Annotated in this window: 18 protein-coding genes; 10 read left to right on the forward strand and 8 right to left on the reverse strand. The window is 61.5% G+C overall.

Going from position 1 to position 15,313, the window contains the following annotated elements; translation table 11 throughout:
- The first annotated feature begins 67 nt into the window (after positions 1 to 67).
- Genes infC through rplT form a run of 3 tightly spaced genes read left to right on the forward strand, consistent with a single transcriptional unit; the run spans position 68 to position 1,200 of the window.
- Positions 68 to 640, forward strand: a complete 573-nt coding sequence (gene infC / locus VFO29_10490) for a translation initiation factor IF-3 (GenBank protein ID HET9393928.1) — start codon at positions 68 to 70, stop codon at positions 638 to 640.
- Positions 641 to 677: 37 nt separating this feature from the next.
- Positions 678 to 839, forward strand: a complete 162-nt coding sequence (locus VFO29_10495; protein HET9393929.1) for a 50S ribosomal protein L35 — start codon at positions 678 to 680, stop codon at positions 837 to 839.
- A 1-nt stretch (position 840) separates the two neighbouring features.
- Complete coding sequence (rplT, locus tag VFO29_10500; GenBank protein HET9393930.1) at positions 841 to 1,200, forward strand: 50S ribosomal protein L20; 360 nt, start codon at positions 841 to 843, stop codon at positions 1,198 to 1,200.
- Here the strand turns inward: rplT and VFO29_10505 are convergent.
- The gene (locus tag VFO29_10505; protein HET9393931.1) at positions 1,197 to 1,475 is read right to left on the reverse strand and encodes a hypothetical protein; all 279 of its coding nucleotides are present in this window, start codon (positions 1,473 to 1,475) and stop codon (positions 1,197 to 1,199) included. The two genes, rplT and VFO29_10505, sit on opposite strands and share 4 nt — an antisense overlap.
- A gap of 94 nt (positions 1,476 to 1,569) precedes the next feature.
- Entirely contained in the window at positions 1,570 to 2,109 is a 540-nt protein-coding gene (locus tag VFO29_10510) for an NUDIX hydrolase (protein ID HET9393932.1), read from the reverse strand.
- A 49-nt stretch (positions 2,110 to 2,158) separates the two neighbouring features.
- Between VFO29_10510 and VFO29_10515 the strand changes: the two genes are divergently transcribed.
- The 5 genes from VFO29_10515 (at position 2,159) to VFO29_10535 (ending at position 7,326) form a co-directional block, all read left to right on the forward strand.
- A complete protein-coding gene (locus tag VFO29_10515; GenBank protein HET9393933.1) occupies positions 2,159 to 2,371 on the forward strand; it encodes a hypothetical protein in 213 nt (70 codons plus the stop codon).
- A complete protein-coding gene (locus VFO29_10520; protein HET9393934.1) occupies positions 2,355 to 3,116 on the forward strand; it encodes an RNA methyltransferase in 762 nt (253 codons plus the stop codon). The genes VFO29_10515 and VFO29_10520 overlap by 17 nt, the downstream gene beginning before the upstream one ends.
- A gap of 291 nt (positions 3,117 to 3,407) precedes the next feature.
- Positions 3,408 to 4,439 (forward strand): phenylalanine--tRNA ligase subunit alpha, encoded by a 1,032-nt coding sequence (gene pheS, locus VFO29_10525; GenBank protein HET9393935.1) that lies wholly within the window; start codon positions 3,408 to 3,410, stop codon positions 4,437 to 4,439.
- Positions 4,439 to 6,799, forward strand: coding sequence for a phenylalanine--tRNA ligase subunit beta (pheT, locus tag VFO29_10530; protein HET9393936.1), 2,361 nt, complete (start codon positions 4,439 to 4,441; stop codon positions 6,797 to 6,799). Before pheS ends, pheT begins: the two co-directional genes overlap by 1 nt.
- Positions 6,796 to 7,326 (forward strand): CvpA family protein, encoded by a 531-nt coding sequence (locus VFO29_10535; protein ID HET9393937.1) that lies wholly within the window; start codon positions 6,796 to 6,798, stop codon positions 7,324 to 7,326. Before pheT ends, VFO29_10535 begins: the two co-directional genes overlap by 4 nt.
- Here the strand turns inward: VFO29_10535 and VFO29_10540 are convergent.
- From VFO29_10540 to VFO29_10550, 3 genes are read right to left on the reverse strand one after another with little or no spacing between them, the layout of a single operon-like run.
- Positions 7,259 to 8,479 carry an alanine--glyoxylate aminotransferase family protein gene (locus VFO29_10540; protein HET9393938.1) on the reverse strand — a complete coding sequence of 407 codons (1,221 nt, stop codon included), beginning with the start codon at positions 8,477 to 8,479 and terminating at the stop codon, positions 7,259 to 7,261. The two genes, VFO29_10535 and VFO29_10540, sit on opposite strands and share 68 nt — an antisense overlap.
- A 2-nt stretch (positions 8,480 to 8,481) precedes the next feature.
- The gene (gene lon, locus VFO29_10545) at positions 8,482 to 10,908 is read right to left on the reverse strand and encodes an endopeptidase La (GenBank protein HET9393939.1); all 2,427 of its coding nucleotides are present in this window, start codon (positions 10,906 to 10,908) and stop codon (positions 8,482 to 8,484) included.
- 17 nt (positions 10,909 to 10,925) lie between these two features.
- Complete coding sequence (locus VFO29_10550) at positions 10,926 to 11,300, reverse strand: Hsp20/alpha crystallin family protein (protein ID HET9393940.1); 375 nt, start codon at positions 11,298 to 11,300, stop codon at positions 10,926 to 10,928.
- A 53-nt stretch (positions 11,301 to 11,353) separates the two neighbouring features.
- Here VFO29_10550 and VFO29_10555 point away from each other — a divergent pair, with 53 nt between their 5' ends.
- Entirely contained in the window at positions 11,354 to 12,688 is a 1,335-nt protein-coding gene (locus VFO29_10555; GenBank protein ID HET9393941.1) for an amino acid permease, read from the forward strand.
- Here VFO29_10555 and VFO29_10560 read toward each other — a convergent pair.
- Complete coding sequence (locus VFO29_10560) at positions 12,669 to 13,058, reverse strand: hypothetical protein (GenBank protein ID HET9393942.1); 390 nt, start codon at positions 13,056 to 13,058, stop codon at positions 12,669 to 12,671. The two genes, VFO29_10555 and VFO29_10560, sit on opposite strands and share 20 nt — an antisense overlap.
- 86 nt (positions 13,059 to 13,144) lie before the next feature.
- A complete protein-coding gene (locus tag VFO29_10565) occupies positions 13,145 to 13,666 on the reverse strand; it encodes a hypothetical protein (GenBank protein HET9393943.1) in 522 nt (173 codons plus the stop codon).
- Positions 13,667 to 13,799: 133 nt separating this feature from the next.
- Here VFO29_10565 and VFO29_10570 point away from each other — a divergent pair, with 133 nt between their 5' ends.
- Positions 13,800 to 14,234 (forward strand): DUF1761 domain-containing protein, encoded by a 435-nt coding sequence (locus tag VFO29_10570; GenBank protein HET9393944.1) that lies wholly within the window; start codon positions 13,800 to 13,802, stop codon positions 14,232 to 14,234.
- A 51-nt stretch (positions 14,235 to 14,285) separates the two neighbouring features.
- Here VFO29_10570 and VFO29_10575 read toward each other — a convergent pair whose 3' ends face one another.
- The gene (locus VFO29_10575; GenBank protein HET9393945.1) at positions 14,286 to 15,245 is read right to left on the reverse strand and encodes a hypothetical protein; all 960 of its coding nucleotides are present in this window, start codon (positions 15,243 to 15,245) and stop codon (positions 14,286 to 14,288) included.
- Between the last annotated feature and the right edge of the window lie 68 nt (positions 15,246 to 15,313).

The raw sequence follows: 15,313 nt of genomic DNA on the forward strand, positions 1-15,313 counted from the left end.
CAAGATGGGGTCGCTTGCTTGACGTTCGGCAACGCCCTTTTTTATTTGTCCAAACAGGAGTAACGCAATAGCTCGACCGCTCAGAGTAAACGACCAAATTCGCATCCGCCAGGTTCGCGTCATCGACGAAGACGGCGCACAACTTGGGATCCTGCCCACGGAGGAAGCTCTGGCGCGTGCACGCACCGCCGGGCTCGACCTCATCGAAGTCTCGCCCACGGCCTCACCGCCGGTGTGCAAGATCGGCGACTACGGACGTTTGAAGTACGAGCAGGCGAAAAAAGACAAAGACGCCCGCAAGAAACAGAAGAGCTTCGAACTCAAGGAAGTGAAGCTCAGACCGAAGATCGAGACGCACGATTACGAGACGAAGGCCCGCATGGCCGAGCGTCTGCTGCTCGACGGCAGCAAGATAAAAGTCACGATCATGTTTCGCGGACGAGAAATCACGTATACGTCCTTCGGGAAGAAATTGCTCGATCGTATGGCTGAGGATATGACGCCGATTGCCACGATCGAACGCGACGCCAAACTCGAAGGCAAGAACATGTTCATGATCCTCGCGCCTCGCGCGGTGCCTACCGGTCCGCCGAAGTTCACCAGCCTGGCAGCGAAGTCCAAGGAGAAAAAAAGTGCCTAAGATTCGTACCCACCGCGGTACAGCAAAACGCGTGAAGGTGAGCGCTAATGGAAAGGTGACGCACCGTCACCAATTCAGCGGCTGCGGCCACATCATGAGCAAGCGGTCGCGCAAGCGCAAACGCAAGTTCCGCAAGGATCAGTCCGTCTTTCCAGGCGATCTCAAGCGCTTGGCGCCGACGATCCCGTACTTGGTGTAACATGGCACGAATCAAACGCGGCGTACACGGCCTCAAACACCGGCGCAAAGTCATGAAGCTCGTCAAGGGCTTCCGCGCTGCCCGCCGGCGCAATTACCGGGTTGCGAATGAAGCGCTGCTTCACTCGCTGTCCTATGCCTATCGCGACCGGCGCGTGCGCAAGCGCGATTTCCGCTCGCTCTGGATCAGCCGCATCAACGCGGCGGCGCGCAAAGAGGGCTTGAGTTATTCGGTCTTCATGAACGGCTTGAAGAAGTCGGGCATCACGCTCAACCGCAAGACGCTGGCGGAGTTGGCGGTCTCGGACGCCTCGGCGTTCGGATCGCTCCTCAAGACAGCGAAAAAAGCTGTAGGCCTTTAGTCGTCGCCGTTGGCTAACCGGCGGCCCGTCGCTTCGATCACTTTGCCGAGCATGCTCACGGCTTCCGCGCGAGACGCATTGCTGAACATGTACTTCAGTTTGTCGTCCGAGTCTTCGACGATCAGGACGGCGCGTTTTCCCGAGCGGACGGCCGCGATGAGTTTGTTGAGGTAGGCTTCATCTTCGGGCGCCAAAACGGACGCGGCAATATGCTCGCGATTCCCTTCGCTCAAAAGATATTTCAGGACCGCATTAACGTCCCGTGGAGTGTCCACCGCCTAGCCTCCCATGACAAGAACCCGCCGCCTCTATTAAAACCCATTCGGCGGACGGTTTGTACCTAGTTTATCGACTCTTGACGAAATCTAGTTAAGCGGGTCGCTTGCTCAACCATAGGAGCGCGACCATCGTCTTCATATCCACGATCTCGCCGCTTGCTTGCATTCGCCAAGCGTCTTGAAACGATACCTGCCGCACCTCGATGTTTTCATCCTGCTCGAGTTGTTGAGGGCCCGCTTGCAGCTCGCGCGCCGCGTACAAGTGCACGCATTCCGTGCAAAACCCGGGGGTCGGATAGAGAGTGCCTAGCAGTTCCCAGGAAGCAGCCGAGTAGCCGGTCTCTTCCTTTAGTTCGCGTTTCGCGTCGGCCAGCGGATCTTCGTCAGGCTCAGCGGTGCCCGCCGGAATCTCCCATAAGCTCCGGCCCGCCGGGTGCCGGTATTGGCGGATCAGGATGATTCCGCCATCGCTTGGCAAGGCAGCGATGGCGATAGAGCCCGGATGCTCAACGAGTTCGACCTCGTGTCGCTTCCCCTCAAGTTCCACGGTGTCGACCCGCACGCGAAAGATGCGTCCGGCGTAGATTTCCTTACTAGCGATGACTTTGGGCGCGTCCGGCACTGTGCTCATCCATACCCATTGACGGGGAACGCCGCGCACGCCTCGTACAGGTGCAAGCGTGCGCCGCCGTCAGACCTCCATCGGGCAAGAACTCGTCTGGCTCTTGATCTTTTGCGCGATCTTTGGCGTGGTTACGGCGATCGTCTTGAGATTGGCCGCGTCCGCGCACTTCAACGATCGCATCGCCATCACGCTTGCGGCGATCGTCGTGGGCCTCATCGTCATTGCGTTGCGCGCCCGTTTCATAGGCCGGGATGCTCGGATCTCATAATCCGCGGCTGGACCGTGTGCGCGCGTTGCGCACGAAAAAGGGGCGCCGCGAGCAGGGACGGTTTGCTATCGAGGGAGCGACGCTCTTGCACGAGGCCGTGCGGAGCAGCGTCCGGATCGAGGAGCTCTTCGGCACCCCCGCGGCTCTAGAATCATCGCAGACTGCGCGTGACCTGGAGGCGGCCGGCGTTCCGGCCTACCGCGTGGACGAGCGGACGATGCGCCGCATCTCGGACTTGGAGACCGCCCCCGGCTTGGTCGCGGTCGCTCCGATCGCGTTCCACTCTTTGAGCGAGGTCTTCGCGCAGCCAGGGCTCGTGCTCGCCCTGGCCGGCCTCAGCGACCCGGGCAACGCCGGGACGCTGCTGCGCGCGGCCGAGGCCTTCGGCGTATCGGGCGTCGTCTTCGGCTCGCATTCCGTCGAGCCGTACGCTCCCAAGGTCGTCCGCGGCTCCATGGGCTCGCTCTTCCGGCTCCGCCTGGCCGTGGCGTCCCCGGCGGAGACCGCGGCCGCGGCAGAGGGCTGGGACGTGACCGGCTTGGACTCGGCCGGAGCGCCCATCGAGGCCCTCGAGTGGGCCTCCAAAACGCTGCTGGTCGTAGGCCAAGAGCGGCACGGTCTGGGGGAGTGGGAGCCCGTCTGCACACGCTTGGCGGCCATCAGCATGAAGGGCCGGCTTGAGAGTTTGAACGCGGCCTTGGCAGGCGGAATCGCCCTCTACGAGGCGGCCAAGCGCGTCCCGTAACGAGTCTGTCAAGAGAGTCTAGACAGGCCAAAAAGTCAAGACTACCCTGTGGAAAAGTCGCATGCTATACTGCTTGCATTCGCATGGGGGACGGGCCACCAAGCCCGCCCAGAAGGAGACCGATGGCCACGTCCGAGTTCTTCTGGAAACTCTTCAAATCGACGGGATCGATCAACGCGTATCTGATTTATCGGCAACTGCACCCAACGTCGGTACCCACCTGACCAAAAGCGAAAGGCAGACTCCAAAGCGCCCGGAAATAAGCCCCGGGCGTTTTTATTTCTCAACAGAATGACATTAAACGAAAGCCTCGAGCAACTGCGCGCCCGATTCGAAGCTGCGCTGCGCGAAGCGGGAGACGCGCACTCGCTCGATTCGGTGCGCGTCGCGTTTTTGGGCCGCAGCGGCGAAGTGACCGCGCTGCGCCGCAGCATCGGCAAGCTTCCGCCTGCGGAGCGTCCCGGCGCGGGCGCTGCGATCAACGAGGCGGTCGACGCCATGGAGAGCGCGCTGCGCATCGCGCAGGATGCCGTCGACTCGCGGGACGTCGGCGCGAAGCTCTCCGAGCGCATAGACGTCAGCTATCCGGCGGTTGCACCGCCTCGCGGATCGATCCATCCGATGCGCCGCGTCATGCACGATGTCTGTGCCTACTTCGAGCGCCACGGCTTCGCGGTTGTCGTCGGTCCTGAGATCGAACCGGACTATTACAATTTCGATGCGCTGAACATTCCGCCGGATCATCCGGCGCGCGAAGGCTTCGATTCGTTTTTCGTGACGCCCAATCTGTTGCTGCGGCCGCACACCTCGCCGATGCAGATCCGCACGATGCAGCAGCACCGTCCGCCCATCGCGGTCGTGGTCCCCGGCACGTGCTACCGGCGCGACGCGGTCGACGCGCGCCACCTGTATCAATTCAATCAGTGCGAAGGGCTGCTGGTGGACGAGGGCGTGCACATGGGACATCTGAAGGGCATGCTCACCGGGATGTGCCGCGAGCTGTACGGTTCGGAGCAGCAATTGCGTTTCCGGCCATCGTACTTTCCGTTCACCGAGCCGAGCGCGGAGGTCGATACGACGTGCCCGCTCTGCCGCGGCGCGGGCGGCGTCTGCCGCATGTGCGGCGGCTCGGGATGGATCGAGCTGGGCGGCGCGGGCATGGTGCATCCGAACGTGCTCCGCAACGTCGGCTACGATCCGGATATCTACTCCGGATGGGCGTTCGGATTCGGCGTCGAGCGGATGGCGCTCGTGCGCTATGACGTCGACGACATCCGCCGCTTCTTCGAAAACGACCCCGCGTTCTTGGAACAGCTCGCTTAATGCGCGTACCTTTAGGCTGGCTGCGGGAGTACGTCGAGCTTCCGGCCGACCCGCACGCAGTCGTCAAAATGCTCGCCGAACTCGGCTTTCCGGTCGCGGGCATCGAGATGCGTCCCGTCATCACGGGCGTCGTTGCCGGCCGGATCGCGGAGCTTGGTAAACACCCAAACGCCGATCGTTTGCAGGTCGGCCAGATTGAGATCGGCGATGGCAAGCCGCTGACCATCGCCACTGCGGCAACCAACGTCGAAGCCGGACAAACGATCGCGGTCGCGACCATCGGCGCGCGCTTGCCGCAGCTGACGATCGAACGCCGCAAGATGCGCGGTCTCGAGTCGGAAGGGATGATGATCTCCGCCGACGAGCTCGCCCTGCCGGCGGAATGGTTCGAAGACGGCATTTTGCAGTTTGAAAAAACGCTGCAGCCCGGAACGGACGTCGTGGAATATTACCGGCTCGGCGAGGCCGTGCTCGACGTTGAGGTGACGAGCAACCGCGTGGACGCGATGTCCGTTATCGGCTTGGCGCGCGAGCTCGCGGCATTCCAAGGTTTACCGCTGCGGCTTCCCAACTTCGACAACCCGGGAGCGAAGGCGGGCGGACCAAAGCCGGACGTTACACTCGAATCGCCCGACTGCCGGCGGTTCGTCGCACAGCTCTTCGGCAACGTGCACGCCGGAATCTCGCCGGCCTGGATGCGCATCCGGCTGGCACTCGCGGGACAACGGCCCATCAACCAGCTCGTGGACGTCTCCAACTACGTGATGCTGGAGACCGGACAGCCGCTGCACTTTTACGACGCCGCGAAGATCCCGCACCATCATTTGATCGTGCGCGACGCGCGCGCGGGCGAACCGTTCACGGCCCTGGACGGATCGCAACACGAGCTCAGCCCGCAAGCGCTGGTCATCGCAAGCGAAACGGGGCCCGAATGTTTGGCCGGCCTGATGGGCGCGAAAAGCAGCGAGGTCACCGGTTCCACGCGCGAGCTGCTGCTCGAATCGGCAAATTTTAACGGCGCCCGCATTCGCCGCACGGCCGTGCAGCTGGGTTTTCGGACGGAAGCCGGCTCGCGCCATGAAAAGTCGCTCGCACCGATGCTCACCGAGCTCGGCGCAGCCCGCGCCGCGCAACTGCTGACGGAATTCGGCGCGCAAGCGCACCAGCCGGTTGCCTTCGGCGAACAACTCTCTCCCGCGCCGCCCATCGACGTCGAGCAGCGCGACATAAAACGTTTGCTCGGTTTCGAACTCACGGCGCAGGAGATTCGCGAGTACCTCGACCGCCTCGGATTCGAGGTACAACTTCAGGGCGAGAGCAAACTCCGTGTCATTCCGCCGCCGTGGCGGAAGGACGTCTCGGTCAGCGCCGACGTGATCGAGGAGGTCGCGCGCATAGCGGGCTACGAGCGGATCGTCGCCGAGATTCCGCCCGTGCGTTCGCACGAGATCGCCAGCACCGACTATCTGCGCGAGCGTGAGATCGGCGCCACGCTCGCCGATCTGGGATATCGCGAAATCGTCACGTACTCGCTGCACGGTCCGCAGGTCTTCGAAAAACTGCGGCGCGCGGGCGTCGAACCGCCGGCGCCGGTGGAAGTCCTCAATCCACTGAGCGAAGAGCAGCGCTACCTGCGCAACTCGCTCGAGCCGGCGATGCTGTCGTATCTGGCGCGCATAGACGCGCCGATGCGCGTTTTCGAGGTCGGCCGGCTGTTCTACGCCGAGGATCGTCAGCCACTGGAAACCCCCGCCGTTCTCTTCGGATTTAGCGCCGAACCGCTCGACGAACCGGCTTGGCGCGACACGCACTTTCTGCAAGCCAAAGGCGATTGCGAAGAATTTTTGCGTACTTTAACCGGACGCGAGCGCTTTGAGACCGCCGCCGACGAGCGCCCCGGCTATCATCCCGGCAAGACCGGCGCCATTCTGTTGGATGGTAAGGAGGTAGCCGTCGTCGGACAGGTCGATCCGCGTATGCAACGCGCGTTCGGCGTGCGTTTACCCGTCTATTTGTGCTGCGTCCATATAAACGACGTCCCGGCGTACGACATCCCGCAGTTCAAGCCGCCCTCGAAGTTTCCGTCCACGTATCGCGATCTCGCGCTGGTGTGCGAGCTCGATCTTCCGGCGCAGCGGCTCGAGGCCGCGCTTCGCACCGCGACCGGCCCGCTGTGCACGTCGGTGAAAACATTTGACGAATACCGTGGACCGCAGATCGCCCAGGATAAGAAGAGTCTGGCGATCAGGGTTACGCTGCAAAAATCCGACGCGACCATCACGGATGCGGAAGCAGACGCCGCCGTCGGCCAAGCCGTAACGGCCTTGCAGCGCGAGTTCGGCGTCACCGTACGGCAATGAGCTGGCCGGATATTCTGATCGCCGCAATCGTGCTGATCGCGGCGCTCAAAGGCTACAAGCGCGGATTCATCTTAGAGTTGAGCGGTGCGATCGCGCTGGCCGCCGCGCTGATCGTTCCGTGGTTCTATCGCGGTGCGCTGGACCCGTTCTTGGAAAACGTCGTGCACTTGGGTCCCGGCTCGGCGCACGTCGTGGCGATGTTTCTGGTCGGCCTGGCGACGTACGTCGCCATTCTCTTGGTCGCGCGCGCGCTCAACAACATCACGAAGCTGCCCTTCCTGGGCCTCGGCAATGCCATCGCCGGCGCGCTGGTCGGCGTCGTGAAAGCGGTGGTGCTGGTGTGGCTGCTGCTCTACGTCGCGCTCTTCTTTCCGCTATCTCCGGACATTCGCGCGGATTTACACCGTTCGGTGCTGGTCGGTTATGAAACGCAGCCGAACGATCGTATCGACGGCGCGATCATCGGGACGTTCCCGTGGTTTGCGCGTCCGTTCGTGCATTACGTTTTTGCGCACCATCGGGTATAGACTCTCCTAAGTCCAGGAAAACGCTCAATGCGGCTTTTCCGGCCGCGCCCATCTGCACGGGCACGTCGTAATCCAGCAGCGCGATCTCCAGCGATTCGATCGCGCCCAGCACGTCGGTTTGCGAGATGTCGCCCATCGTTCCCATCCGGATGATCTTGCCTTTGAGATCGAGCTGACCGCCGGCGAGCGTCACGCCGCGATTCTCCCGCAATCCGCGCAACAGCCCCGCGGCGTCAACGCCGGATGGAACCTTGACGGTGACAACGGTGTCCGAGTGGGCGCCGGGCTGCGAAAAAATATCCAAACCCAACGCATCGAACGCGGCGCGAATGGCGCGGGCGTACGTCGACAAGCGGCGCCATACCGCCGGCGCTCCTTCGCGATGGTACTGCGCGAGCGCGACGTCGAGTGCGAACAGCGTGCTCACCGGCGCCGTCCACGGCATCTGACCTTGGCTTGCGAACTCGCGAGCTTTGCGCAAGTCGAAGTAAAAACGCGGTGCCGTCGAAGCGTCGATGGCTTTCCATGCGCGGGGACTGACGGCCAAGACCGCCGCTCCCGGCGGCGCGGCCAGCACCTTTTGCGAGGCGCTGACGACGATGTCGTAACCCCAGTCATCCATGCGAAAATCCGACGCGCCCAAACCGCTGACTGAATCTACGATCGACAGCGCGCCGTGCTGCTGCACGATGCCGGCCAGTTCCGCCATCTCGCTCTGCACGCCGGTCGACGTTTCATTGTGCGTCAACAACACGCCGGCGTAGCGGCGCTTGGTATCGCCGGCCAACTTCTCGGCCAACGCATTTGGATCGAGCGCATAGCCCGGCGCCGTTTCGATCGTTTCGACCGTGATGCCGTACCTGCGCGCGATCGCGATCATGCGTTCGCCGAATACTCCCATCGGCGCCGCGAGAATCGTTTCGCCTGGAGAAAACGCGTTAACGATCGCCGCTTCGAGACCGCCGGTTCCCGACGAGCCCAACAAAATGATCTCGCCGCGCTGCGTTCCGAAGAGCGGACGCAAGCCCGCGTAAATCCGCTGGACGAGTTCGCTGAACTCCGGGCCGCGATGATCGATCAGCGGCTGCTTCATCGCGTCGAGGACGCGCTGCGATACGGTGACCGGCCCTGGAATGAAGAGCAGGTTGCGCACGCTTAACGCCGCGTACGCGACCGCTTGCGTTCGGGTGCGCGCACGCGCTTGAGCGCGCTGCGGCGCATAGGCACGACGTTGCTCGCGCGCTGCGGCGAAATGCCCAGTTCGACCGGCGTGATGATGCGTTTGCCGAGCGCGTTTTGCAGCACTTCGGAGAGCTCTTCGACCGAAACGAACGACATCGTGTCGCGCACTTCCTTCGGAATGTCGTCGAGATCGATCTCGTTGCGTTTCGGCATGATGATCTTCCGGATGCCGGCCCGCTTGGCGCCAAGCACTTTCTCTTTCAAACCGCCGATAGGCAGCACTTGCCCGGTCAGTGTTATTTCGCCGGTCATCGCGACGTCCGGATCCACTTTGAGTCCGGTCAGCAGCGACGCGATGGCGGTCGCCAGCGCCACGCCCGCCGACGGGCCGTCCTTCGGCGTCGCGCCGGTCGGCACGTGAATGTGCAGATCGTGTTTGGCAAAGTAGTCGTCGGCCAAACCGAGCTCGGCGGAGCGCGACCGCAAAAACGAAACCGCCGCTTGCGCGCTTTCCTTCATGACGTCGCCGAGCTGCCCCGTCAGCACCAGCTTGCCGGTGCCGGGCATCGTGGTCGTTTCAATGAAGAGAATATCGCCGCCGTACGGCGTGTAGAACATGCCGGTTGCGACGCCGACGGACGCGACGCGTTTCTTGACCTCGCTGTAGAACAGCGGCTTGTTCAAGTATTCCGCCAAGGAATCGGCTTTTATCCGGCCCTTGAAACGCGGCGCCTCGGCAATCTTGCGCGCGATCTTGCGGAAGATCGTTCCGATCTCGCGCTCCAAGTTTCGCACGCCCGCCTCGCGGGTGTAATCCACGATGATCGAGCGGAGCGCCGCATCGTTAATCTGCGCTTGCGAATCTTTTAGTCCGTTGGCCTTGCGCTGTTTTGGGACGAGATAGCGTTTGGCAATCTGCAGCTTCTCCAGCTCGGTATACCCCGCCAGCTGGATGATCTCCATGCGGTCGCGCAACGGCGGGCTGATCGTGTCCAAACTGTTGGCGGTACAGACGAAGAGCACTTGCGACAGATCGAAAGGCAGATCGAGATAGTGATCGCGGAACGTGTTGTTTTGTTCCGGATCCAAGACTTCCAGCAGCGCAGACTGCGGATCGCCGCGGAAATCGGCGCCGACTTTATCGATCTCGTCGATCATCATGACGGGATTGCGCGTCCCCGCGTCTCGAATCGCGCGCACGATTGTGCCCGGCATCGCGCCGATGTACGTGCGCCGGTGTCCGCGGATCTCGGCTTCATCGCGTACGCCGCCGACCGAGAGCCGCGCGAACTTGCGCCCCATCGCCCGCGCGATCGACTGTCCGAGCGACGTCTTGCCCGTACCGGGCGGTCCAACGAAGCACAGAATTGGCCCGGTCAGACGTTTCTTGAGTTTGCCGACCGCCAAATACTCGATGATGCGGTCCTTGATCTTCTCCAGATCGTAGTGATCCTCGTCGAGAATCGTTCGCGCACGCTTGATATCGAAGTGGTCCGTGGTCTCTTGACCCCACGGGAGCTGGACGAGCCAATCCAAGTACGTCCGAATGACGCTGTACTCCGGCGAGGCCTGCGGCACTTTCGAAAGCCGGTCGAGCTCGCGATCCGCCGCCTTACGCGCGTCTTCGGGCATCTTGGCTTCTTCGATCTTCTGGCGCAACTCATTGGCTTCGGCCTGCTGCGGATCGACTTCGCCCAACTCTTCCTGAATGGCACGCAGCTGTTGGCGCAGATAAAACTCGCGCTGGTTTTTCTCCATCTCGCGCTGGATGTCGGATTGGATCTTGTGTCCGAGTTCGACAACCTCGAGCTCCTTGGTCAGGAGCATCGTCAGTTTGCGCATCCGCTTCTCGGTGTTGCGCTCCTCGAGCACCGCTTGGCGGTCGGCCGTGTCCAGCCGCATGGTGGACGCGACAAAGTACGTCAGCAAATTGGGATCGGAGATGTTTTGAACTTCCATCTCCATCTCGCGCGGCGCTTGCGGCAAGTATCCGAGCAGTTTCTGAAAGAGGCCGCCCAGATTGCGCTGCATCGCGACCAGCTCTTCGGAAGAGACGGTAACGTCGGGCAGCTCTTCGTATTCCGCCACGAGATACGGTTCGGTCGCGGTGAACTGTTCGATCTTGAAGACAGTTTGGCCGGCGACGATGCAACGCAGCGTTCCGTCCGGAACCTTCAGCATTTTTTGCACGGTACCGATCGTGCCGATGCGGTGCACGTCGTTGGGTCCGGGATTCTCGATGTCGCGATTGTTGAGCAGCGTCAAGCCGATCGGCTTGCCCTCGCGCAGCGCTTCCTCAACGAGCTGAATGCCCGGACGCTTCACAACTGCCAGCGGAATGACCGTGTTTGGAAAGAGTACGGCGTCTTGCAGCGGCAAAAGACCGATGGTTTTGGTCACTACTTCAACCGCGGCCATTATGCCAGCACCCGTTTGACAATCATGCGAATCTCCGTGCGCGCTGCGGGAATATATTCGTACGGCGAAATCGGCAGCGCGATCGTGAGCAGCCCATCTTCGTAAGTGGCGGTGATCTCCTCTTGCGCTACGGCTACAGGCAAGCGAATGCTCTTCACGAAGTCGCCGTCCGCGATCTCTTTCTGCACGAACGATCCGCCGCGCAGACGCGCGGCTTTGGCGCGCCGGCCGGAGATGTAGAGGCGCTGGTCGTCCAGGAAAACACGCAGGCTATCACTGTCGGCTCCGGCCAACTCGGCGCGCACGACAAGCGTGCGCGAGCCTTCATCGATCACCACGTCCACGTTGGGCTGCCAGCCGCACATCCAATCCATCAGGGCTTATAAACCTCTAGGTACTCCTTCGGTTTCCCGCCAAACACCCTTGCCTGACCAAACTCGCGCGCCGCTTAGGCCCGTTCGATGCCGCCTTGATCGTGATGGGCGGCATTATCGGTTCGGGCATTTTCCGCAATCCCTCGGTCGTCGCCAAAATCGTGTGGGTGCCGGCGGCGATTGCCGGCGTGTGGATTGCGGGCGGAATCATTTCGGTCCTCGGCGCCTTCGTGATCGCCGAACTGGCCGCGCGCCGCCCCCAGGACGGCGGATTTTACGCGTACCTGCGCGACGCGTTTCATCCGATGGTTGCGTTCATGTACGGCTGGACGCTGCTGCTGGTCTCGCAGAGCGGCGGCATGGCCGCGGCCGCGCTCACGTTTGCGGGATACTATCCGGCGCTCACCGGACAGAACGTCAGTCAGCCGCTGCTGGCATTTTTTGTTTTGGCCGTTTTTACGATCGTCAATTGTCTGGGCGTGCGGCAAGGCGGAAACGTCCAGAACGGTTTCATGGTGCTGAAGATCGGCGCGATAGTCGTGTTGATCGTCGCCGGTTTCTTGACGCATCCATCCGCTGCTGCCGCCGCCGCCACGCCGAGCACCGGAACGACGCTCGGCTTACTCGGTGCAATGGTCGCGTCGATGGTCGCGGTGATGTTCGCGTACAGCGGCTGGCAGACCGCGAGTTTTATGAGCGGCGAATTGAAGGACCCGAAGCGGTCGTTACCCATCGGTCTGCTGTGGGGCGTCGCCGGCGTCATCGTTCTCTATCTGCTCGTCAACGTCGTGTGCTTGCGCGTCCTAGGTGTGAGCGGACTCATGCACACCGATGCGCCGGCATCCGAAGTGGCGCGCGCTTTTATGGGCGCGCGCGGCGCTCAATTCATGGCCGCCATCATTTCACTTTCGACGCTCGGGTTCCTGAGCAATCAGATCCTGACGTCGCCGCGCGTCTACCACGCGATGGCTGAAGACGGGCTGTTCTTCAAGTCGATAGCCTGGGTCCATCCGAAGACGCGCGTGCCGGTAGTCGCCATTGCACTCCAAGGCGTCGTCGCGATTGTCATCACATTCTGGAAAGGCTATGCGTCTATTTTGAATTACGTGATCGGCGTGGACTTTCTGTTCTTTACGCTCGCCGCGATCGCCGTGTTCGTGTTTCGCGCGCGCGACCGGGACAAACCGGCGGACAATGGATTTTCGGTGCCGTTCCACCCGTATACGACGGCGCTCTTTATGCTGATCGCCTTTGGGATCACCCTGACGAGTTATATCACCTCATGGCAAGGAGCCGCCGCCACGTTCGCGCTCTTTGCACTTGCGGTGCCGTTTTATTACCTGTTTCTTTTCCTTCGCGCCCGCGTACCTACTGGTAGAACACTGTAATCTGAGTTCCGCCGACGTAGATCGCGACGATCTGATCGAGCGTCAGGTTCTTGCTCACCAGCACTTTTTTCATCGTCGTCACCACGCCGTCATTGTCGGTGAGCGTTGCGTGGCTGAGCGTATCGCGGAGATCCGCGATAGCGGCCGCATTCTTGTGCAGCGTGGCGGCGTCTACCTCACCGCCGGCGTTGACGAAATGGAACTGCGAGACGCTTAAGTTGCTCATCAACGCTCGGAGCTTGTCCGACTGAGCCGGCATGTTCTTGATCGCGGCAGTCAGATCGGCCGAACTCGCGGCCTGAGCGGGCACAGAAAAAATCGCTGCCGGCAAAAGGATCGCAGCCAGCGCGAGAGCACATCGGATCGCCATAGGCGTTCGTCCTCCCGCTCTTATTATAGCGCGGAGGCGGGCGGAATGCAGGAGGGCGGTGCGCTCGCCCTCCGCGAGTTTGGTGTCTAGAGGTTACCGCAGGAGACGTACACGCTGAGCTGCTTCAGGCTCTTGTGCAGGTTGATGGCGTACGGCCCTTTCTTGAGCTGCGCCACCGTGAGGCCGGGGACCAGCGTTGACGACTTGCCGTTCACGGTGTTGGCCAACACTTTCCACGGAGCGGGGTTGAGCTTCGCGCAGGTTCCCTGGTGAATGTGCGTGGGCTCCGAAGCGCCCTTGGGTTCGTTCGTCACTGTGAGCGTCACCCACACGCCGCCGCTCTTGTTCGTGACCGAACCGGAGCCGCTTTGCTTCGAGCCGTTTTGCGGGGCGAAGGTAACGCTAATACCGGAAGCCATCATCGCGCCTCCGGCCGACGCCTTCATAGCGCCTCCGGCGGGCGCCTTCGAGGCTCCGCCGTATTCGCCGGGGGCTTCGCTAGCTGCGGTGCTGGTCGAGGTGGTCGTCGTTGAGCCGCCGCACGCGCTTAGAGCCGCCGCCGCGCTCAGTGCGATGCCCGAGGCCAGAATCGTCCGAAAGAGTTTCATTGCTTGCTTGTCCTCCAAAAAAGGCAGGTCCCATGCTTTAGTAAGTCCCTATGCTCTTTCCCTCATTGGGGCAGGGCGCCTGACCAAGCAAGCGAAGGGGAGCTGCAATCGCTCACTGCCTTTAGGAGGCGTAATGAGTCCAAAAATCAATCACGTGGCCGTCTTCGTTTCGGCGATCATTTTCTTCGTACTCAGTTTTCTCTGGTACTCGTTCATCTTTGGAAAGATGTACATGGCACAGATCGCCGCGATGACCGGCAAAGCCCCGGGGATGCCTGCGAGCATGACCGTGCCCTTGATCGAAACATTCTTATTGGGCTGGTTCCTTAGCTACGTCATTGCGATAGCGCTCGCAATGCGTCCCGATCCGAATCCGGCTGCTCGCGGTTTCGGCTTCGGCCTGTTCATCGGGATCGGTGTGTTCGCATCCATGTCGTTCCTGGGCGTCATCTGGGGCAGCCTCCCGGTTGGCCTTTGGGCAATCAACGCCGGTTTCGTAACCCTAGCGATGGCAATCATGGGCTACATCATGGGCGCGTGGAGCAAGCCCGGCACGACAGCGGTCTAACAGTCTCCAATGATACAAAAAGGCCTCGCAATCTTGCGGGGCCTTTTTAATTTAGCGCGCGCATAAAGAATTCATCGCCGCGCGTGCAGCCGGATTCTCGGCCGTTCCGCGCCGGCGGTTGTACGTGAGAATGTACGAAGCAGCAGCTCCATACGCATACATTCGTTCTACATCGAATGTGCCGCTCGTGTACGTCAGCAGCCATCCGTCCGACGATCCCCCGCACAGTTTTTGAACAGTCTGCGTAACCTGCACGCCCGGGATCTGCTCCTTCAAGTTCTCGACCTGGTGCTCGGTTTCGTCTTGCGCGAGCATAGACTGCGGCAGCGCCGGAGCCTTCACGAGGAAGAGCGATTCGAGTGAGGCCTTTGCGCTGTTTGTAACGTGTAGCCAAACTCCGGCCGTCTGAAATGTCGCGGTGGTTGGCGCAGACGCAACATTCCCGCGTTGCCAACCCGCCGGCGGAGTAAACGGCAAAGGACCTTGCATCCCTTGGGTTTGTGAGACGGCAGGTTCGGGTGGACAAAGCGTGTAGAGCGAGCGAAGCACGCCAAACGAATCGGCAACGGATTTCGGAAGGCTCAGCTGTGCGACGTACATCGTCTCTCCCGACGCTGCGAAGAGCGTCGTAACGGGGGTGTCACTGCCGGGCTGTGAAAGCGTGGTCAGCCACCCTGTTTGTCCGCGGCACAATCTTGCGGCACTGCTGGCGATCGTTTTTAGCCCGTGCCGGTTCGCCAGCATCAAGCGAGCTTGGGCGTATCCTTGCGCGTCGAAGCCATCCGACGGGGCGGTTGCAATAACGATGAGAATCGAGCGCGGGATGATGGCGCTCCCGATGCGTTGATGAATCGTCTTGCGATATTCCGTTACGAACGTATAACCTCCGCGCCGCATGTAATCAGCCGTCCCCGGATCGCGCTTCAACTCGTGCAGCGCTGCGGGCGGAACGAATAGCGGCGTAGCCGACGAGGCCAGAACAACCGAGGCGATCCATGCGATGACGAACATTTTAGCCAATATTAGCGACCAAAGAAAAAGGCCCCGCAATTATGCGGGGCCTTTCAGTAGCGAAGATG

The sequence above is a fragment of the Candidatus Rubrimentiphilum sp. genome, from assembly GCA_035710515.1.
Lineage (GTDB): Bacteria > Vulcanimicrobiota > Vulcanimicrobiia > Vulcanimicrobiales > Vulcanimicrobiaceae > Rubrimentiphilum.